The following is a 14,928-nucleotide window of genomic DNA, read 5'->3' as shown; positions in this document are numbered from 1 at the left end:
GCACCGGCACGACAGCTGCGCAGGGCGGCCCGCGTCGCAGGGATGGACCCGGGTGCTGCTGCTCCGCTGCTATGAGGCGGTGCGGCACAGGTAGAGGCCGGCCGAGCCGCCGAGGACGACGCGGTCGTCGTGCGGGTGGAAGGAACAGGAGGACAGGTGGTTGTCGACCCTCAGCCGGCACACCTGGGCCTCCGACTCGGTGTCCCACAGGAAGGCGGAGCCTCCCATCGTGACGGCGACCAGACGGCTTCCGTCCCGCGACAGGGCCACGGACCACACCGCCGTCCCGTCGCCTTCGAGCACGCGGCGGGGCAGTCGGGTCGCCGGATCCCACAGGAGCGCGTAACCGTCGTACCCGCCGGTGGCCAGGTGCCGGCCGTCGGGTGACCAGGACACCGCACCGATCGAACCGACATGGCCGTCCCACTCCTCGACCGGCCCTGTGGGGCGACCGGCGTCGTCGAGAGGAACGACCCGCAGTTCCATGGACGTGGTGGCCGCGGCCAGGTGTGAGCCGCCGGGTGCGAACGCCAGGGCGTTGACACTGGCGCCCACCGAAAAGGTGCCGACCCGCTGCCAGTCCGCCGTGCGCCACAGCAGCACGTCGCTGCTGTCCCCGGCGGCCACCCAGCGGCCGTCGGGACTCCAGGCGACGGCGCCCGGGTAGGTCAGCGTCCGGGCCGGCACGCGGACCACCTCGTGCTGTTCGGCGTCCCACAGCAGCAGTCGGCCGTCGTCGCCGACGCTCAGCAGAGACCGCCCGTCGGGTGCCCAGGAGAGGGCCCGCAGATCTCCCTCGTGCGCGGACACGGCGTACCGCGACCAGACCGGGAGGTCCGCGAGTCCGGCCTCGGTCACCATCAGCTGACCGCCGGTGTTCCCCGCGGCCAGGGCACCCCTGGAGGACCAGGCCACGGTGTTCACCCGGTCGGCCAGTCCGGCGTCCGGGTCGTCCTGCCGGTCGGGGATCCACAGACGCACCACGGGTTGCCGGGTGCCGACAGCGATTCTGTCCCCCCGCGGATGGGGAGCGATCGCCCTCACCTGAACGCCACGGGCGGAGAAGCTGTCGGTGAGCTGGAGGCGAGGGGTGCTCCCCCAGCGGGAGACCTTCCAGACGAAGACGGTGCCGTCGTTGTCCCCCGTGAGCAGGGTGTCGCCCGACGGCGCCCACACAAGCGACTGCAGCCAGGCGGCCCCGCTGTGTTCGTCCCCGAAGACCCGGCCCGTGGCCTCGGCGCCGGAACAGTCGATGAGCGTCACCTTCGCCGAGCGACCGGCCACGGCCAGCACGTTCCCGTCCGGGTGCCAGTCCAGGGCCTGGACCACGGACTGACCGGTGTCGAGCACCGCCGGTTCGCCCTCCGGCTCCCCCGTCCACCGGTGGACCCGGCCGTCCGCGAGCCCGGCCGCCAGCCCTCCGCGTCCGTGCCAGCCCAGTACCGTGCAGGCGGCCTCGCGCACGCCGGGCAAGGGCGGTCCCAGACTGCCCTCGGTGAACGGCGCGTGCCAGAGCCGTACGTCTCTCCCGCAGGCCACGGCGAGGGTTCGGGAGTCGGGAGCGAAGGCCACCCGGACAGGGGGACGGTCGCCCTCGCCGAGGTCCAGCCGCCGTACGATCCGCCCATCGGACGGGTCCACCAGCAGCACCTCGCCCCGGTCGGTGCCCACGGCCAGGAACACCACGTCACGGCTCCACGACAGGCCGGTCACCACCCCGGCGCCGGCCGCCGCGTCCACCACCAGGTCCGGTTCCCCGTCCTCCTCGACCCGGTGGATCCGCACCGTGCCGTCGTCACTGCCGGTGGCCAGCAGCCGGCCGTCCGGCCGCCAGCACAGGGCGTCCACCGCCCCCGTGTGGCCGGTCAGCACCCGCCACAGCCGCTCGTCCGGACCATCGGGAAAGGGTGCCTTCGCTACCAGTCCCCCGGCCAGGACCTCACGCGTGTGGTGCAGCCGCGCCCTCACCTCCCCCAGGGCCAGGCAACGGCTGTACAGGGTGACGGCGAGGTCGACGCGCCGCGCGTGCCCGGACAGCAGATGGGCCTCCCCGTAGACCAGCAGACCGAGTTCCCGCGCGAAGGGGTCCATGCCCAGCGGCAGGAAGACCCGGCTGCGGCGGCCCGCCTCCGCCTCCAGGGCCGTGGGGCCGCTGCGCCAGACCCGGGCGACGAGGAAACGGAAGTCGGTGGTGGTGTGGTGGAGACCGTTGCCGTCGTCGGCGGCGGCGAGGTGGTAGGTGACGATGTCCAGGAACTCGGGGTCGGCGTCGGGCCCGGCCAGGGCGTGCCAGCCCGTTCCGGCGCACAGCGGGACGTGCGCGTCCAGGAGGGTGCGATGCGCCTGCCGTACGGCGCGCGGGTCGCGGCGTTGGAGGACGTCGCGGATGATGTCGTGCAGCCGTACGCCCTCCGTGTCGATCTGGGCCAGCAGGAAGTGGTCGTCCAGGCGGGCGCACTCGCGCCGGGCGGTCAGTTCGGTGACTCCCCAGAGCCGGGCGAGCCAGCGGTACGGGATGTGCTGGTCCTCCGGGAAGCAGGCCAGGGCCAGCAGCCTGGCCAGGGAGTTGCGGCCGGTGCGCGGGATCCGGGCGAGTTCTTCGAAACTGAGGTCGACGGTGGCTTCCACGGTGCGCGTGTGCGGGTCGGCGTACTCGTCGAGTGCGTCCTGCAGTCCGCGGCGGTCCAGCTCGTCGGCCATCTCGCGCACTGCGTCGGCCAGGCTCATGCCGAGGCGCTGCACCATGCTGCGCAGCACTCCGTTCAGCAGGCGCAGGGCCAGCGGCCAACGGCCGGAGCGCTCGAACAGCGGCAGTACGGTGGTGTTCTCGGCCGTGTCGATCCCCGATGTCAGCAGGCTCAGCGACTGGGCGAAGGACATCCGGTCGATGCGGACCAGCGGCGCCGACGGGTCCAGGATCCCGCGGCTGCGCGTGGTCACCAGTCGCACGCAGCCGCTGCCGCCGCGCAGGAACGGCTCCAGGTCCTCCCGCCGCCACACGTCGTCCACGACCAACAGGACGCGCCGTCCGTCCAGTGCGGCCCCCAGGTCGACACCGGCCGCCTCCACGGTCGCGTAGGCCGGGGGTTCGGCGCCGGTGAGAAGCCTGACCAGGTCGCGCGCCACGGTGATGATCCGCTGCTGCGGCACGTCGCGGCCGAGCTGTGCCCACAGCACACCGTCGGGGAAGGCCGCCAGCACGTCCGGATGGTGACAGGCCCAGGCGGCCAGGGTGGTCTTGCCGAACCCTCCGGTGCCCTGAACGCCGGTGACGGACGAGGACAGACCGACGGCGGAAGCCGCGGCGGCAACGCCGGCGTCCCCCTCCGCCGTGGCGGCTTTGAGCAGTGACCTCACCAAGTCGTCGCCCTCTTCGGGCCGTTCGACGAAGTGTGAGGGGACGGCGGGGGCCATGTGCGGCATGGCCCTGGGCCTCGGCTGCTCTGCGAGAGGACGGTCGGGGCTCGGCACCGCCGTCGTGGGGCGTACACGGCGGAGCCCGGTGGGCACGGCCACGTCAGCCGTCGAGGGCGGCGGTTCGATCCGCTGTGCGCTGGGCGGCGGTGTCACGTCGTGGCGTGCCAGTAACTCTCCGCCTGCGCAGGCCGCCAGGCGGAAGAACCGCCACCTGCGGGCGTCGCGCAGGTCCTCGTACGTCGTGAAGCGCAACGCCGTGGCCTGGACGGACAGGAGCAGCTGATCCGCCCACAGATCCCGCCAGCTGTCCGGGACGACGTCCGCGCAGGCGCTGTGCATGCCGTCCAGGAGCCGCATCAATGGCGGGACGAGATGATCACCATGGGCGTCCTGGGGGTTCACCACATGGGCCAGCAGCGCGCGTTCCTGATCCGCATCGAGGCCTGCGGACACCTTGTCGGCCAGAACCGAGAGCGTCAGCGTCGCCAAGTCCCGTGTCAGCGGGGCCGCCTCGTCGAAGTCGGCCAGGTCGATGAGCTCATAGGCGTCCGGACGGAGCGTCCCCCTGCGGCGGGGCACCATGGCGTTCTGCAGATGCAGGTCGGAGTGGGTCAGACCGCGCACCACCGGGAACCGCGGATCGGGCAGCCGGTGGTCCCCCAGGGCCATGAGCAGCGGGTTCGGTACGACCGTGCCGTCGACCTCGATCCACGCCGCCCGTGCCGCGTCCAGCAGGAGCGCGTCGACCCCGGCGGCGTAGACCCGTACCTCACCGCCGTCTGCGAGGAGTTCGCCGAGTTCGTCCCGCAGGAACCGGGAGAGGTGGACGTCATCGGCGTGCCGGTCCTCGACTCCCCCGTTCCAGTCGGTCACCAGTCCCTTGACCACGGCCCGGAAGGCGGACATCAGATCGTTTCCGTCCAGACGGGCCATCGTCTCCACACCTCGCAGGCTGCCGCCGGCGGGCTTCTGGAACGTCAGCAGCCGTCCGTCGCCCACGGGGTAGGGCGGGAAGGCCGGCTCGGTCAGGTGCCGCGCGGCAAAGTCCCGGGAGGCGCGCCGGGCCCGCTCGTGGGCGGCGTGTTCGGCGCGCTGAGCGGTGGGACACAACTTGACCACCACGGTTCCGGGCCCCGGGGCGACGGTCACGGCCGCGAGCGCGGCGCCCGTGTAGCCCTTCCCCGACGGCTTCCAGCGCGGGTTGACCGGCTTGACCGTCGTCCCCAGGTCGTCTGCCCACTGGAGCAGTGCCCGTGCCGCGTGCTCGTCGCCCAGGCAGGTGGTCAGCTCAGCGAGCTCGGTCATCGTCTCTCCCGCGCTGAGGCGTCGGCACGCCGGACAGGTTCGTCAGGGTTGATCGGAGCCATTGTGGCACCGCCGACGTCGGTGCCGGTCCGACAGAGTGATGTACCGTCAGCGCGGCCCCGCACCGGCCCGGAGCCCGGGCCCCTTCACGGAGACGACCGAGCTCGCATCGCGCGCGGACGGGACACGGACCGGGGGAAGGCGCGGTGGAGAACGCGGACGGCCTGGAGCATCTGTTCGACGACGCGCGGGCGTCCAAGGCGCTGATGGACTGGGCTCGCAACGGAGTCCACGGCGGCTCGGTCCGGCCGCTCTGGACACCTGCAAGGACATCGCCAAAGGCGGCCTCTACGACGTGTGGGCCTCGAGGACCACCTCAGGGACACCCGGGGGTGCGGCCTCGGGCCCGCCCGAGGAACTCCGGCGCCTGGAGGCGTACAGTCGCACCGCCGTCGTCGCCGCGGGACACCAGGGTGCGTCGGGCACCAACACGCCGCCCCTTGACCTGACGGCCCTCGCCGTCCCCAGGGACCTGGAACGGGACCTGCTCGACCTGCTCGACAAGGGCCGCTCGGCGTGCCTGACCGGAGAGCCCGGCACCGGGAAGACGACGCTGCTGTGGCTGCTCCACCACGAGCTCACCGCGCATCCGGTAGGGGCGTCAGGAGGTCGACGAACAGCTCACGGACGACCTACACATGGCGTGGCGCAGCCGCCTTGATCGTCCCCATGCCCTGAGGGGTGATGACCACGAAGGCACCGCGTCCGTCCTCCGGACACTCCTGCCGAGTCACCAGTCCCCGCTTCGCCATACGGGTGACCTGATGGGACATCCTGCTCTTTTCCCACTCTGGGGTCAGCCATCTCGGTTGTTGAGCCATACAACGAGAATACCCGTTGGTTGACTCATCATCTACCACCGGTGATATGAGCTGCCCGACCTGACGGTCGACACCCGAGCGGCCGTCCCGGGTGTTGACGCGTCAACCGCGGACTCCTAGAGTTCCGGGTGCAGCCCAGGAAAAGGTTGACCGCTCGCGCGGTCAGGTCGTCAGATCAGGACGCGTCCTCGTCCAGTTTCTCGACCACCCGCTCGGAGATCTGGCCCAGCGTGCGCAGCTCCGAAGGAGTGACATGGTCGAGGAACAACCCCCGCACGGCCTCCACATGGAGCGGAGCCGCCGCCTCGACCGCCGCGCGCCCTTGCTCCGTGATCACCACGAAGGCGCCCCGCGCGTCCTCGAGGCACTCCTCCCGGACGACCAGACCCCGTCCGGCCATCCGCGCGATGTGATGGGACATCCGACTCTTCTCCCACTCCAGGGTACGAGCCAGATCCTGATAACGCTGCCGCCCCTCCGGCACGTCCGTCAGATTGACGAGCACCGCGAAGTCGGCGGCCGACAGACTCGACTCCGTCTGGAGCAAGCGCGACAGGCGACCTCCGAGCTTCTCATGCAGCCGGACGAAGTTCCGCCACGCATGCTGCTCCTCCGTCGTCAACCAACGCACGTTTTCCTCCATGCAGAAAGTGTAGACGTGGTTGACAGTTCACCAAGCGCACCCCTCCGGACTGCCCTCTTTTGATGGGAGCCCGCCATTGCTCCGGGGGCGCGGCGTGACCTGTCCTGCCCTGACTGTCCGCGCCACGCCTCCGGGCCCACCGGCACCACCCTCGACTAGTCCGTTGACGCGTCATCTAGTCTCACGCTAATTTGGATGATACATCAAGTACACCTGTGAGGCCTGCCCCGGCGGGTCCGCACACCCAGCTCTCAAAGAGGTATCCCATGAACGTCGCCCTGTGGGTCGTCGCGGCCCTGCTCTCCCTCGTCTTCCTCGGCGCCGGCGCCATGAAGCTCACCCAGTCGAAGGAGAAGATCCTCGCCTCGGGACCGAACATGGCCTGGGCCGAGGACTTCTCGCCCGGGATGATCAGGTTCATCGGTACCGCGGAGGTCCTGGGCGCCATCGGCCTGCTGCTGCCGCCCGCGGTGGACGTCGCCACATTCTTCGTCCCCCTGGCCGCCACCGGCCTGGCCCTGGTCATGATCGGCGCCGCGATCGAGCACGGCCGCCGCAAGGAGTACCCGAACATCGCCGTCCCCGTGGTCCTGCTCGCCCTGGCCGTGTTCGAGGCCTGGGGCCGCTTCGGTCCGCACTCCTTCTGACGGCAACCGCAAGAAACGGAGAAACCCATGCCTGCGATCACCGTGGACGACGTACTCGTCCTGCCGCGACTGCCGGAGCTGGACCCGGCCGCGACCCGCTACCGGCCCGTCCGCCGCCTGGCGAAGGCCGAGCGGGGGTTCGAGGGCGAGGGTTTCCCCGTGCGCCGGGCCTTCGCCGGTGTGCCGTTGCCGGAACTGGACCCGTTCGTGCACATGGACCATCTCGGCGAGGTCGAGATGGCGCCGGGCGAACCCATGGGCACACCCTGGCATCCGCACCGCGGCTTCGAGACCGTCACCTACCTCATCGACGGCGCCGTGGAGCACCAGGACTCCAACGGCGGCGGCGGAAGGCTCAGCGACGGCGACACCCAGTGGATGACCGCGGGAGCCGGCATCCTGCACATCGAGCAGCCGCCGGAGCAGCTGGTCAGGAGCGGCGGGGTCCTGCACGGCGTGCAGCTGTGGGTCAACCTGCCCCGGGCCAAGAAGATGAGCCCGCCGCGCTACCAGGACATCCGCGGCAAGCACACCGGACTGCTCACCACCCCCGACGGCGGCGCGCTGATCCGGGTGATCGCCGGGGACATCGCGGGGCACACCGGCCCCGGCGTGACCCACACCCCGATCACCGTCGCCCACCTCACCCTCGAGCCCGGCGCCCAGGTCGACCTGCCGTGGAACCCGGACTACAACGCGCTGGTCTACGCCCTGGCGGGCCACGGCACGGTCGGCGCCGAAGGCCGCCCGCTCCAGGAGGGCCGACTCGCCGTCTTCGGCGAGGGTGACGCACTGCGGCTGACGGCCGACCGCGTCCAGGAGTCCCGCGCACCCAAGCTGGAGCTGTTCGTGCTGGGCGGTCTGCCCATCCGCGAACCGGTCGTCCAGTACGGCCCGTTCGTGATGAACACCGCCCAAGAGGTGCAGCAGGCCTTCGAGGACTACCAGGCGGGCCGCCTCGGCGTCATCCCGGCGCGGTGACGCCGAGTTCGAGGCCGTCGACCTCCGGGACTACCCGCTGCCGCACCTGGACGAGCCGCTGCCCCCGTCGATGGGCCAGTACCAGGGCGAGCACACCAAGAAGTGGGCGGAGAAGATCGCCTCCTTCGACGGCTTCGTCTTCGTCACCCCGGAGTACAACCACAGCACCTCCGGCGTGCTGAAGAACGCCATCGACTACCTCTACAACGAGTGGAACAACAAGGCGGCCGGCTTCGTGTCCTACGGCGGCGTCGGCGGCGCCCGGGCCGTGGAGCACCTGCGCCTGGTCGCCGGCGAGCTCCAGATGGCCGACGTGCGCCAGCAGGTGGCGCTGTCGCTGATGACGGAGTTCGAGAACTTCAGCGTCTTCAAGCCCGGCGACTACAACGTGGGCGGATGCGGGCGGCGCCCTGGGCACCCTGCTCGACCAGGTCGTGGCCTGGAGCGGGGCCCTGGCCCCGCTGCGTGCGGCGACCGTCACCGTCTGACGCGGTCTGTCCTGATGCCGGGTCCGGTATCACCGGGCTCGGCATCCGCTTTTCGCCCTGATGGCCTGGTGATGCCGCGCACATAGGTCCTGAGCTGCGCCGACCCCGTGTTAGCGTCCGGCCGTGATCTTCCCGGCTCTGGATGTACCCGCACCCCGCGGCGGAGCGGCAGGAGCCGCCGCGGCGGCCGGCCCCGGATCTGCCGACCCCCGTGATCCGCTCGGTCTGCTCGACCTGTTCGGCGCCCCGTTCGTCCAGGACCCGTACCCCTGGCTGGACCTGCTGCGGTCCGAGTCGCCGGTGCACCACGACCCCGGCACGGGGCTGTGGCTGGTCAGCCGGCACCAGGACGTGCGGCAGGTGCTCCTGGAGCCGGGTGTCTTCCTCTGCGACAACGCCCAGAACGCCGTCGCCCCGCTGCCCGTCCCCGTGCTGCGGGTCCTCGTCCGGGGCGGCTTCACGCTGCCTCCCGCGCTCGCCAACAACGGCACCCCGAGCCATCCCGGCCTGCGCCGACTGGTCACCCGGTTCTTCAACGCGGGGCGCGTCGCGGCCGCCGTACCGGTGATCCAGCGGATCGCCGACGAGCTGCTGCAGCCGGTGCGGTCCGAGCTCGACGCGACCGGCGGTGCCGACCTGTTCGCTTCGTTCGCCCAGGTGCTGCCCTGCCGCGTGCTGATGGAACTCCTCGGCATCGAGGGCGTCGACCCGGCGACGCTCATCCGCTGGAGCGACGCCTCGCTGGAACTGTTCTGGGGCAGGCCCGCACCGACACGGCAACTGGAGCTCGCGGAGCTCGTCGTGGCCTTCCACCAGTGGCTCACCGAGACCGTGCGCGACGGTTCCGCCCCTGCCGACTCCTTCATCGAGGCACTCCCCCGCCACCGCCTGCCCGACGGCAGGCCGTTGGACGTGCAGACCGCGGTCGGCATGTGCTTCTTCGTCTTCATCGCCGGTCAGTCCACCACCGGGCAGCTCATCGCCACCGTGCTGCGCCGGGCGCTGGCCGAGCCCGGCATGTGGGCGCGCGTGGCGGGAGAGGCGGGTCCGGCCGAGGCCTGGGTGGAAGAGGTCCTCAGGCGCGAGCCGCCGGTGACCACCTGGCGCAGGGTCGCCGCGCAGGACACGGAACTGGGCGGGGTACGCCTGCCGGCTGGTGCGCAGTTGCTGCTGATGCTGCTGGGCAGCGGTTCCGATCCGGAGGTCTTCCCCCAGCCGGAACGGATGTGCCCGCATCGGGAGAACATCCGCCACCACCTGGCCTTCGGCGTCGGCCGCCATCGCTGCCCGGGCGCTTCCCTGGCCCGTACGGAGGCGGCGGTGGCCCTCCGGGCGGCGGCCCGCCGGCTGCCACGGATACAGCAGGCGGCGGGAGCGGCGGACTCGCCCATGCTGGGTCTGCTGTCGTTCCGAGCTCCCCTGCAGGTGGCGGTGGAACAGCGGTAGCCGCACGGCGAGGATCCCGCCCCAGCCGCCCACGACCAGCGGTGAGGGGCGGCACCGTTCCGGGTGCCGCCCCCCACCGCTGGTCCGCCTTTACGCCTCGGCCGTGTCGGGAACCGGGGTGTTGAGGAGCTGGAACTCCCAGGCGGTCACGATCCCGGTGGCGCCGGTGTGCCCCAGAGCCGCCAGCTGGTCCTCGGGCTTGATGGCGTCCGTCCGGGCCCAGTCGCGCTGCCACTCGCCCGTGACGGCCATCCAGGTGATCGGGACGATCCCGGCCTGAACCATGCGCTGTACGGCCATCTCGTGGGCCTCCGTCGACACGCCGCCGGACGCGTCGGTGACGGCGTAGACCTGGAAGCCCTCCCCGGACGCCTGGAGGGCGGGCATGGCCACGCAGATCTCCGTCCACAGGCCGGCGATGACCAGCTTGTTGCGCCCGGTGGCCTTCACGGCGTCCACCACACGCTGGTCCTCCCAGGTGTTGATCCACGACCTGTTGATCGGCTTCTGGTCCGGGAAGACGTCCCGGAGCGGCTGGATCAGATTGCCGCCGCGCTCCTCCATGACCGTCGTCAGGATCGTCGGGACGCCATAGCCCTTGGCGGCCTTGGCCAGCCCGATGACGTTGTTGGCGACGAGCGCCGGCTCGTGGCTGTGCAGGTTGGCGAACTGGTACGGCTGGTGGTCGATCAGCAGCAGAACGCTCTCCTCGGGCGTGAGCAGGGCATCAAGACCGGTCTTCGGCAACGTGCTCATGGCTGTCTCCTCGGTGTGCGCCTCATGCGAAGCGAGCAGGAAGTTGATGCATCATCTTTCTATATGAACATTCAATCCACTGTCCAGTGGTTGACATATCAATCCTTGTTGATGTGTCATCTTCCTGGGAGGCGGACACCCCCATACCGCCCGAGGAGATGCCATGAGCCCGTCGCCGATGCCCGGTGAGAGCGTCCTGCTGCTGATCGACCACCAGCCGCTCCCGTACCTGTTGGGACGACCACCGCGTGAGGGACACCGTCGCGACCACCGGGCGCACGAAGCTGGTCGTCGCCGGCTTGCACACGGAGGCCGCCGTGACCATGTCCGCGCTGCGGGCGACCGCCGAAGGGCTCGACGTGTACGTCGTCGTCGACGCCTGCGGAGGCGTGACGGCCGAAACCCACGACCTGGCCGTTGCGCACATGGCCCAGGCAGGCGTCACGCCGGTCACCTGGGCGGCCCTCGATCGCGCATGGCATCGCTCGAGAGCCCGGCAGGCAACCGTCGCCTCTCCGGTCAGGGCCACCGGATGGGGCGCTCAGGGCACGTCGACCGCGGGATGGCAGGAGGAAGGCCCCATGACGGCTTGCGCCTGGGCGCACCGGCTCCTCGCCGTACCCACCGCCCGAATGTGACGGTGTACTCGCACCCGATCAGGAACCTGCCGTGACCACGAAGGGCCGCAGGACTGCACACCGCGCGACGCTGGGCCGTGGGAGTGGCCGTGACCGTTCTCGTGTACATCGCGCTTCTGACGCTGACCGCGGGTGCCAGGTCCCAACCGTGCTGCCACTGAGCGGCACCTGCGCGACCGCCGCGGAAAGCGCCGGTGGGCGCCTACTCGAATCCTCTGCCGAAGCGGACGACGCGCCCTCGCCGAGCCCGACCCAGGAGGTACCGACTCCATGACCACTCCGAAGCTGGTCGCGACCGACCTGGAGGGCACGCTCCTGCACAGTGACGGCACGCTGTCGCAGCGCACACGAGCCCCGTTGTCGGCGGCCGAGAGAGCCGGAATACCCGTCGTACTCGTCACGGGCCGCCCGCCACGCAGCGTGCCGGCACTGCTGGACGTATCGGTCCCCATGCCGTCATCGCCGCCAACGGTGCCACGGAACGCGAAGCGCTAGGTCGCGAGGTCGTGCTCGATGTCCGCGGCCACCGACCTGAGGAGCGCGACCAGCCGCGGCAGGTGCTCCTTGTCGTACCGGACGCTGGGCATCGACACGGCGATGCCGGCGGAGACCTCGCCGTCCGGTGTGTGCACCGGTACGCCGATGGCGACGACGCCGCGTTCGGAGCGTTCCCGGTTGAGGGCGAAGCCGTTGCGGCGCACCTTGGCCAGGTCGGCCCGGAGCGAGGCCAGGTCGGGCAGCTCGCCCGGCCGGTCTTCGAACCGCGTCTGGTCGTAGAGGGTCGCGAGCTCCTCGGGTGTCAGCTCGGCCAGGAGCAGCAGCCCGGCGGTGGTGCGGTGGGCCGGGAAGACCATGCCCTCGCGGTTGCCGACCCGCAGCGCCTGGCCCGACTCGACGCTGGCGACGAACCGCACCGCGTCGCCCGTGCGGACGGTGAGGTTGGCCGACTCGTCGAGCAGGTCGACCAGTCGGCGCAGATGGGGAAGAGCGGCGGCACGCAGTCGTGACGTGGCCGACCGGGAGTGGGCGGCGAGTTCGAGCACGGGACCGACCCGGTACGCCCTGCCCTCGTCCTGCACGGCGAAGTCGCGGTAGACGAGCATCGAGAGCAGGCGGTGCGCGGTCGAGGCGGCCACGCCCAGCCGACGGGCGACCTCCGAAACGCTGAGAGTGCCCTCGAGCTGGAGCATCGCGGCGATGCGCAGCGCGTTGTCGACGCTGGTGATCGCGTACGGCGGCGGCTGCTTGGACGGCTTGTCCACCACCGGCTCCATTCTGCTGTCCAGAATCTTCTTTTCTGCGTCGGCGTCGACGGCCACCGTACACCCATGACCGCGACACCCGTCGAGACCCCCGTCCAGCTCCACGCAGTCGATGCCCCTGACCAGCCGGACGTCACCCCCGCCCTCGAAGAGCTGTATCGCGGCTTCGAGCAGGAACTGCTCGTGCCGCTGTGGACCGAGATCGGCGACCTCATGCCGGCCCACCCGCACTCCCGCGCGGTGCCGCACCGATGGAAGTGGGAGAACCTCGTCCGCCTCGCCGATCGGGCCGGGCACATCGTTCCGGTCGGCCGTGGCGGCGAGCGGCGCGCGATCGCCCTGGCGAATCCCTCGCTGGGTGGACGTCCGTTCGCGACACCCACGCTGTGGGCCGCGATCCAGTACCTGATGCCGGGTGAGGACGCCCCTGAGCACCGCCACACGCAACATGCCTTCCGCTTCGTCGTGGAGGGCTCCGGCGTGTGGACCGTCGTGGGCGGCGACGCGGTGCCGATGAACCGCGGCGACTTCCTGCCGCAGGCCGGCTGGAACTGGCACGCCCACCACAATGCCTCCGACCAGCCGATGGCCTGGATCGACGGCCTCGACATCCCCTTCCAGTACGTCACCGAGTCGCAGTTCTTCGAGTTCGGCCGCGACGAGATCTCCGAGGGCGAGCGGATCACGCCCGAGTACTCACGCTCCGAGCGGCTCTGGGGTCACCCGGGCCTGCGTCCGGTCGGCGTCGCCCACACCACGCCCGGCTCACCGCTGCTCGCCTACAAGTGGGAGCACACCGACCGCGCGCTGGCCGACCAGCTCGCGCTGGCGAAGGAGGGGTACGCCGGCACGGTGGAGCCCGGCCATGCGGCCGTGCGCTTCAGCAACCCGGCCGACGGCACCGACGTACTGCCCACCGTCCGCGCCGAGTTCCACCGGATCGTGCGCGGCACCGCGACCGCTCCCGTGCGCGAGACCGGGTCGAGCGTCTACCAGGTCTTCGACGGCTCGGGCGTGATCACCGTCGGCAAGAGGACCTGGTCGGTCACCCGGGGCGACCTCTTCGTCGTCCCGTCGTGGGAGCCGTTCTCCGCGCGGTCGGAGGCCGGTTCGACCGACTCCGACTCGGGCGCCCTCGATCTGTTCCGCTTCTGCGACGCACCCGTCTTCGAGGCGCTCCGGCTCAACCGCACCCAGCTCGACAAGTAAGGAATCCCTCAGCGATGAAGCTCGCGACCATCCGCACCGCAGGCGGCACCCGCGCCGTCAAGCTCGTCTCCCTCGACGGCGCCGACACGCTCGTCGACCTCGGCGCGCCCGACCTCGGCACCTTTCTCGCCGACCCCGCGTGGCGGACCGCGGCGGAGCGGGCCGAGCGCCCGACGTACGACGTCGAGGGCGCCGACTTCGCGCCCGTCGTCCCGAACCCCTCGAAGGTCGTCTGCGTCGGCCACAACTACTCCAACCACATCAAGGAGATGGGGCGGGAGCTGCCGTCGTACCCGACCCTCTTCCCCAAGTACGCCGACACCCTGCTCGGCGCGAACGACCCGATCGTCAAACCGGCCGAGACGGACGCCCTGGACTGGGAGGTCGAGTTCGTGGTCGTCATCGGCCAGGAGGTCCGCCGCGCCGACGACGCCCAGGCGGAGGCGGCGATCGCCGGCTTCACCGTCATGAACGACATCTCGGTGCGCGACTGGCAGTTCCGCACCGTCGAGTGGACGCAGGGCAAGATCTGGGACTCCTCGACGCCGGTCGGCCCGTACCTGGTCACCCCCGACGAGGTCGGCGGCATCCGACCCGCGCTGCAGGTCCGCACTCTGGTGGACGGCCGGGTCATGCAGTCGGACAACACCGGCACGCTGCTGTTCGACCCGGTGTTCCTGGTCAAGTACATCTCGACGATCATCACCCTGCGCCCCGGCGACCTGATCGCCACCGGCACCCCGGCCGGGGTCGGCCACGCCCGCGACCCGAAGGTCTATCTGACCGGCGGGGAGACGGTCGTGACCGAGATCGACGGCCTCGGCGTGTGCACCAACGTCGTCCTGAAGGACGCGTGACACCTGGCTCGGCCCGCAAGGTCTCAGTGCCCGCGAGAGCCGGGCGTGGTGTCACACGTGGGCCTGGCGATCGCCCGGGCGGCGGCGTGCGGGGGCTATGTGGCGACCGGCGGTGCTATCGAGCCCGGGACGACAGGGGGAAGCATCGCGGAGATCTCGACGGCAGTTCCTCCAGCGCGTCGAGGACCCCTGACACTCGGTGGCGTACTCGGGGCAGGAGCCTCGGTAGCCGCGCAGACGGCGAGTTGGCGTGCCGCCTCAACCCAACTCGCCAGAGATGACGCATCAACTTAACTCATCAGCGCGATCACCCCAGGCGGCGCGGCAGTCGCGGCACTGGCCGTGACCACGGGCCCGGCACAGGCGGCGAGCACGCCGCCCGAGTGCCAGGCCGATGC

General features: G+C 70.9%; 11 protein-coding genes and 3 pseudogenes. 9 read left to right on the top strand and 5 right to left on the bottom strand.

The window, feature by feature from the left end; translation table 11 throughout:
• Positions 1-69: 69 nt before the first annotated feature.
• Complete coding sequence (locus ACLZN2_RS42805; RefSeq protein ID WP_416985188.1) at positions 70-4,722, bottom strand: NB-ARC domain-containing protein; 4,653 nt, start codon at positions 4,720-4,722, stop codon at positions 70-72.
• A 355-nt stretch (positions 4,723-5,077) separates the two neighbouring features.
• Between ACLZN2_RS42805 and ACLZN2_RS42800 the strand changes: the two genes are divergently transcribed.
• Positions 5,078-5,443, top strand: coding sequence for an ATP-binding protein (locus ACLZN2_RS42800; RefSeq protein ID WP_416985381.1), 366 nt, complete (start codon positions 5,078-5,080; stop codon positions 5,441-5,443).
• Here ACLZN2_RS42800 and ACLZN2_RS42795 read toward each other — a convergent pair.
• Together ACLZN2_RS42795 and ACLZN2_RS42790 are read right to left on the bottom strand one after the other, a co-directional pair.
• Positions 5,418-5,573 (bottom strand): annotated as a pseudogene (locus tag ACLZN2_RS42795) (MarR family winged helix-turn-helix transcriptional regulator); the annotation flags it as partial. The gene ACLZN2_RS42800 and the pseudogene ACLZN2_RS42795 sit on opposite strands and share 26 nt — an antisense overlap.
• 205 nt (positions 5,574-5,778) lie before the next feature.
• Positions 5,779-6,246, bottom strand: coding sequence for a MarR family winged helix-turn-helix transcriptional regulator (locus ACLZN2_RS42790; RefSeq protein ID WP_416985187.1), 468 nt, complete (start codon positions 6,244-6,246; stop codon positions 5,779-5,781).
• A gap of 266 nt (positions 6,247-6,512) precedes the next feature.
• On the opposite strand from ACLZN2_RS42790, the gene ACLZN2_RS42785 reads away from it, so the two are divergent.
• The 4 genes and pseudogenes from ACLZN2_RS42785 (at position 6,513) to ACLZN2_RS42770 (ending at position 9,808) form a co-directional block, all read left to right on the top strand.
• Positions 6,513-6,893 (top strand): DoxX family protein, encoded by a 381-nt coding sequence (locus tag ACLZN2_RS42785; protein ID WP_416985186.1) that lies wholly within the window; start codon positions 6,513-6,515, stop codon positions 6,891-6,893.
• A gap of 27 nt (positions 6,894-6,920) precedes the next feature.
• On the top strand, positions 6,921-7,874 hold the full coding sequence (locus ACLZN2_RS42780; RefSeq protein WP_416985185.1) for a pirin family protein: 954 nt from the start codon (positions 6,921-6,923) through the stop codon (positions 7,872-7,874).
• Positions 7,864-8,362: pseudogene (locus tag ACLZN2_RS42775) on the top strand (NADPH-dependent FMN reductase); the annotation flags it as partial. The gene ACLZN2_RS42780 and the pseudogene ACLZN2_RS42775, both read left to right, overlap by 11 nt.
• Positions 8,363-8,485: 123 nt before the next feature.
• Entirely contained in the window at positions 8,486-9,808 is a 1,323-nt protein-coding gene (locus ACLZN2_RS42770) for a cytochrome P450 (protein WP_416985184.1), read from the top strand.
• A gap of 90 nt (positions 9,809-9,898) precedes the next feature.
• On the opposite strand, the gene ACLZN2_RS42765 is transcribed toward ACLZN2_RS42770, so the two are convergent.
• Positions 9,899-10,564 carry a hydrolase gene (locus ACLZN2_RS42765; RefSeq protein ID WP_416985183.1) on the bottom strand — a complete coding sequence of 222 codons (666 nt, stop codon included), beginning with the start codon at positions 10,562-10,564 and terminating at the stop codon, positions 9,899-9,901.
• 242 nt (positions 10,565-10,806) lie between these two features.
• Between ACLZN2_RS42765 and ACLZN2_RS42760 the strand changes: the two are divergent.
• Positions 10,807-11,202: pseudogene (locus ACLZN2_RS42760) on the top strand (isochorismatase family protein); the annotation flags it as partial.
• A gap of 270 nt (positions 11,203-11,472) precedes the next feature.
• A complete protein-coding gene (locus tag ACLZN2_RS42755; protein ID WP_416985182.1) occupies positions 11,473-11,697 on the top strand; it encodes an HAD family hydrolase in 225 nt (74 codons plus the stop codon).
• Here ACLZN2_RS42755 and ACLZN2_RS42750 read toward each other — a convergent pair.
• Positions 11,694-12,464: an IclR family transcriptional regulator gene (locus ACLZN2_RS42750; RefSeq protein ID WP_416985369.1), complete on the bottom strand. Its 771-nt coding sequence runs from the start codon at positions 12,462-12,464 to the stop codon at positions 11,694-11,696. The genes ACLZN2_RS42755 and ACLZN2_RS42750 overlap by 4 nt on opposite strands.
• Before the next feature lie 66 nt (positions 12,465-12,530).
• On the opposite strand from ACLZN2_RS42750, the gene ACLZN2_RS42745 reads away from it, so the two are divergent.
• Positions 12,531-13,673: a cupin domain-containing protein gene (locus ACLZN2_RS42745; protein ID WP_416985181.1), complete on the top strand. Its 1,143-nt coding sequence runs from the start codon at positions 12,531-12,533 to the stop codon at positions 13,671-13,673.
• Positions 13,674-13,687: 14 nt separating this feature from the next.
• Positions 13,688-14,530 carry a fumarylacetoacetate hydrolase family protein gene (locus tag ACLZN2_RS42740; RefSeq protein ID WP_416985180.1) on the top strand — a complete coding sequence of 281 codons (843 nt, stop codon included), beginning with the start codon at positions 13,688-13,690 and terminating at the stop codon, positions 14,528-14,530.
• The last annotated feature ends 398 nt before the right edge of the window (positions 14,531-14,928 follow it).

Source organism: Streptomyces sp. T028, assembly GCF_048159505.1.
Taxonomy (GTDB): domain Bacteria; phylum Actinomycetota; class Actinomycetes; order Streptomycetales; family Streptomycetaceae; genus Streptomyces.
This window is presented reverse-complemented; position numbering and strand designations above follow the sequence as displayed.

Coding starts and splice junctions, on each gene's coding strand:
- ACLZN2_RS42740 (WP_416985180.1), top strand. CDS start 13,688: ATGAAGCTCGCGACCATCCGCACCGCAGGCGGCACCCGCGCCGTCAAG.
- ACLZN2_RS42790 (WP_416985187.1), bottom strand. CDS start 6,246: ATGGAGGAAAACGTGCGTTGGTTGACGACGGAGGAGCAGCATGCGTGG.
- ACLZN2_RS42785 (WP_416985186.1), top strand. CDS start 6,513: ATGAACGTCGCCCTGTGGGTCGTCGCGGCCCTGCTCTCCCTCGTCTTC.
- ACLZN2_RS42780 (WP_416985185.1), top strand. CDS start 6,921: ATGCCTGCGATCACCGTGGACGACGTACTCGTCCTGCCGCGACTGCCG.
- ACLZN2_RS42805 (WP_416985188.1), bottom strand. CDS start 4,722: ATGACCGAGCTCGCTGAGCTGACCACCTGCCTGGGCGACGAGCACGCG.
- ACLZN2_RS42765 (WP_416985183.1), bottom strand. CDS start 10,564: ATGAGCACGTTGCCGAAGACCGGTCTTGATGCCCTGCTCACGCCCGAG.
- ACLZN2_RS42745 (WP_416985181.1), top strand. CDS start 12,531: ATGACCGCGACACCCGTCGAGACCCCCGTCCAGCTCCACGCAGTCGAT.
- ACLZN2_RS42755 (WP_416985182.1), top strand. CDS start 11,473: ATGACCACTCCGAAGCTGGTCGCGACCGACCTGGAGGGCACGCTCCTG.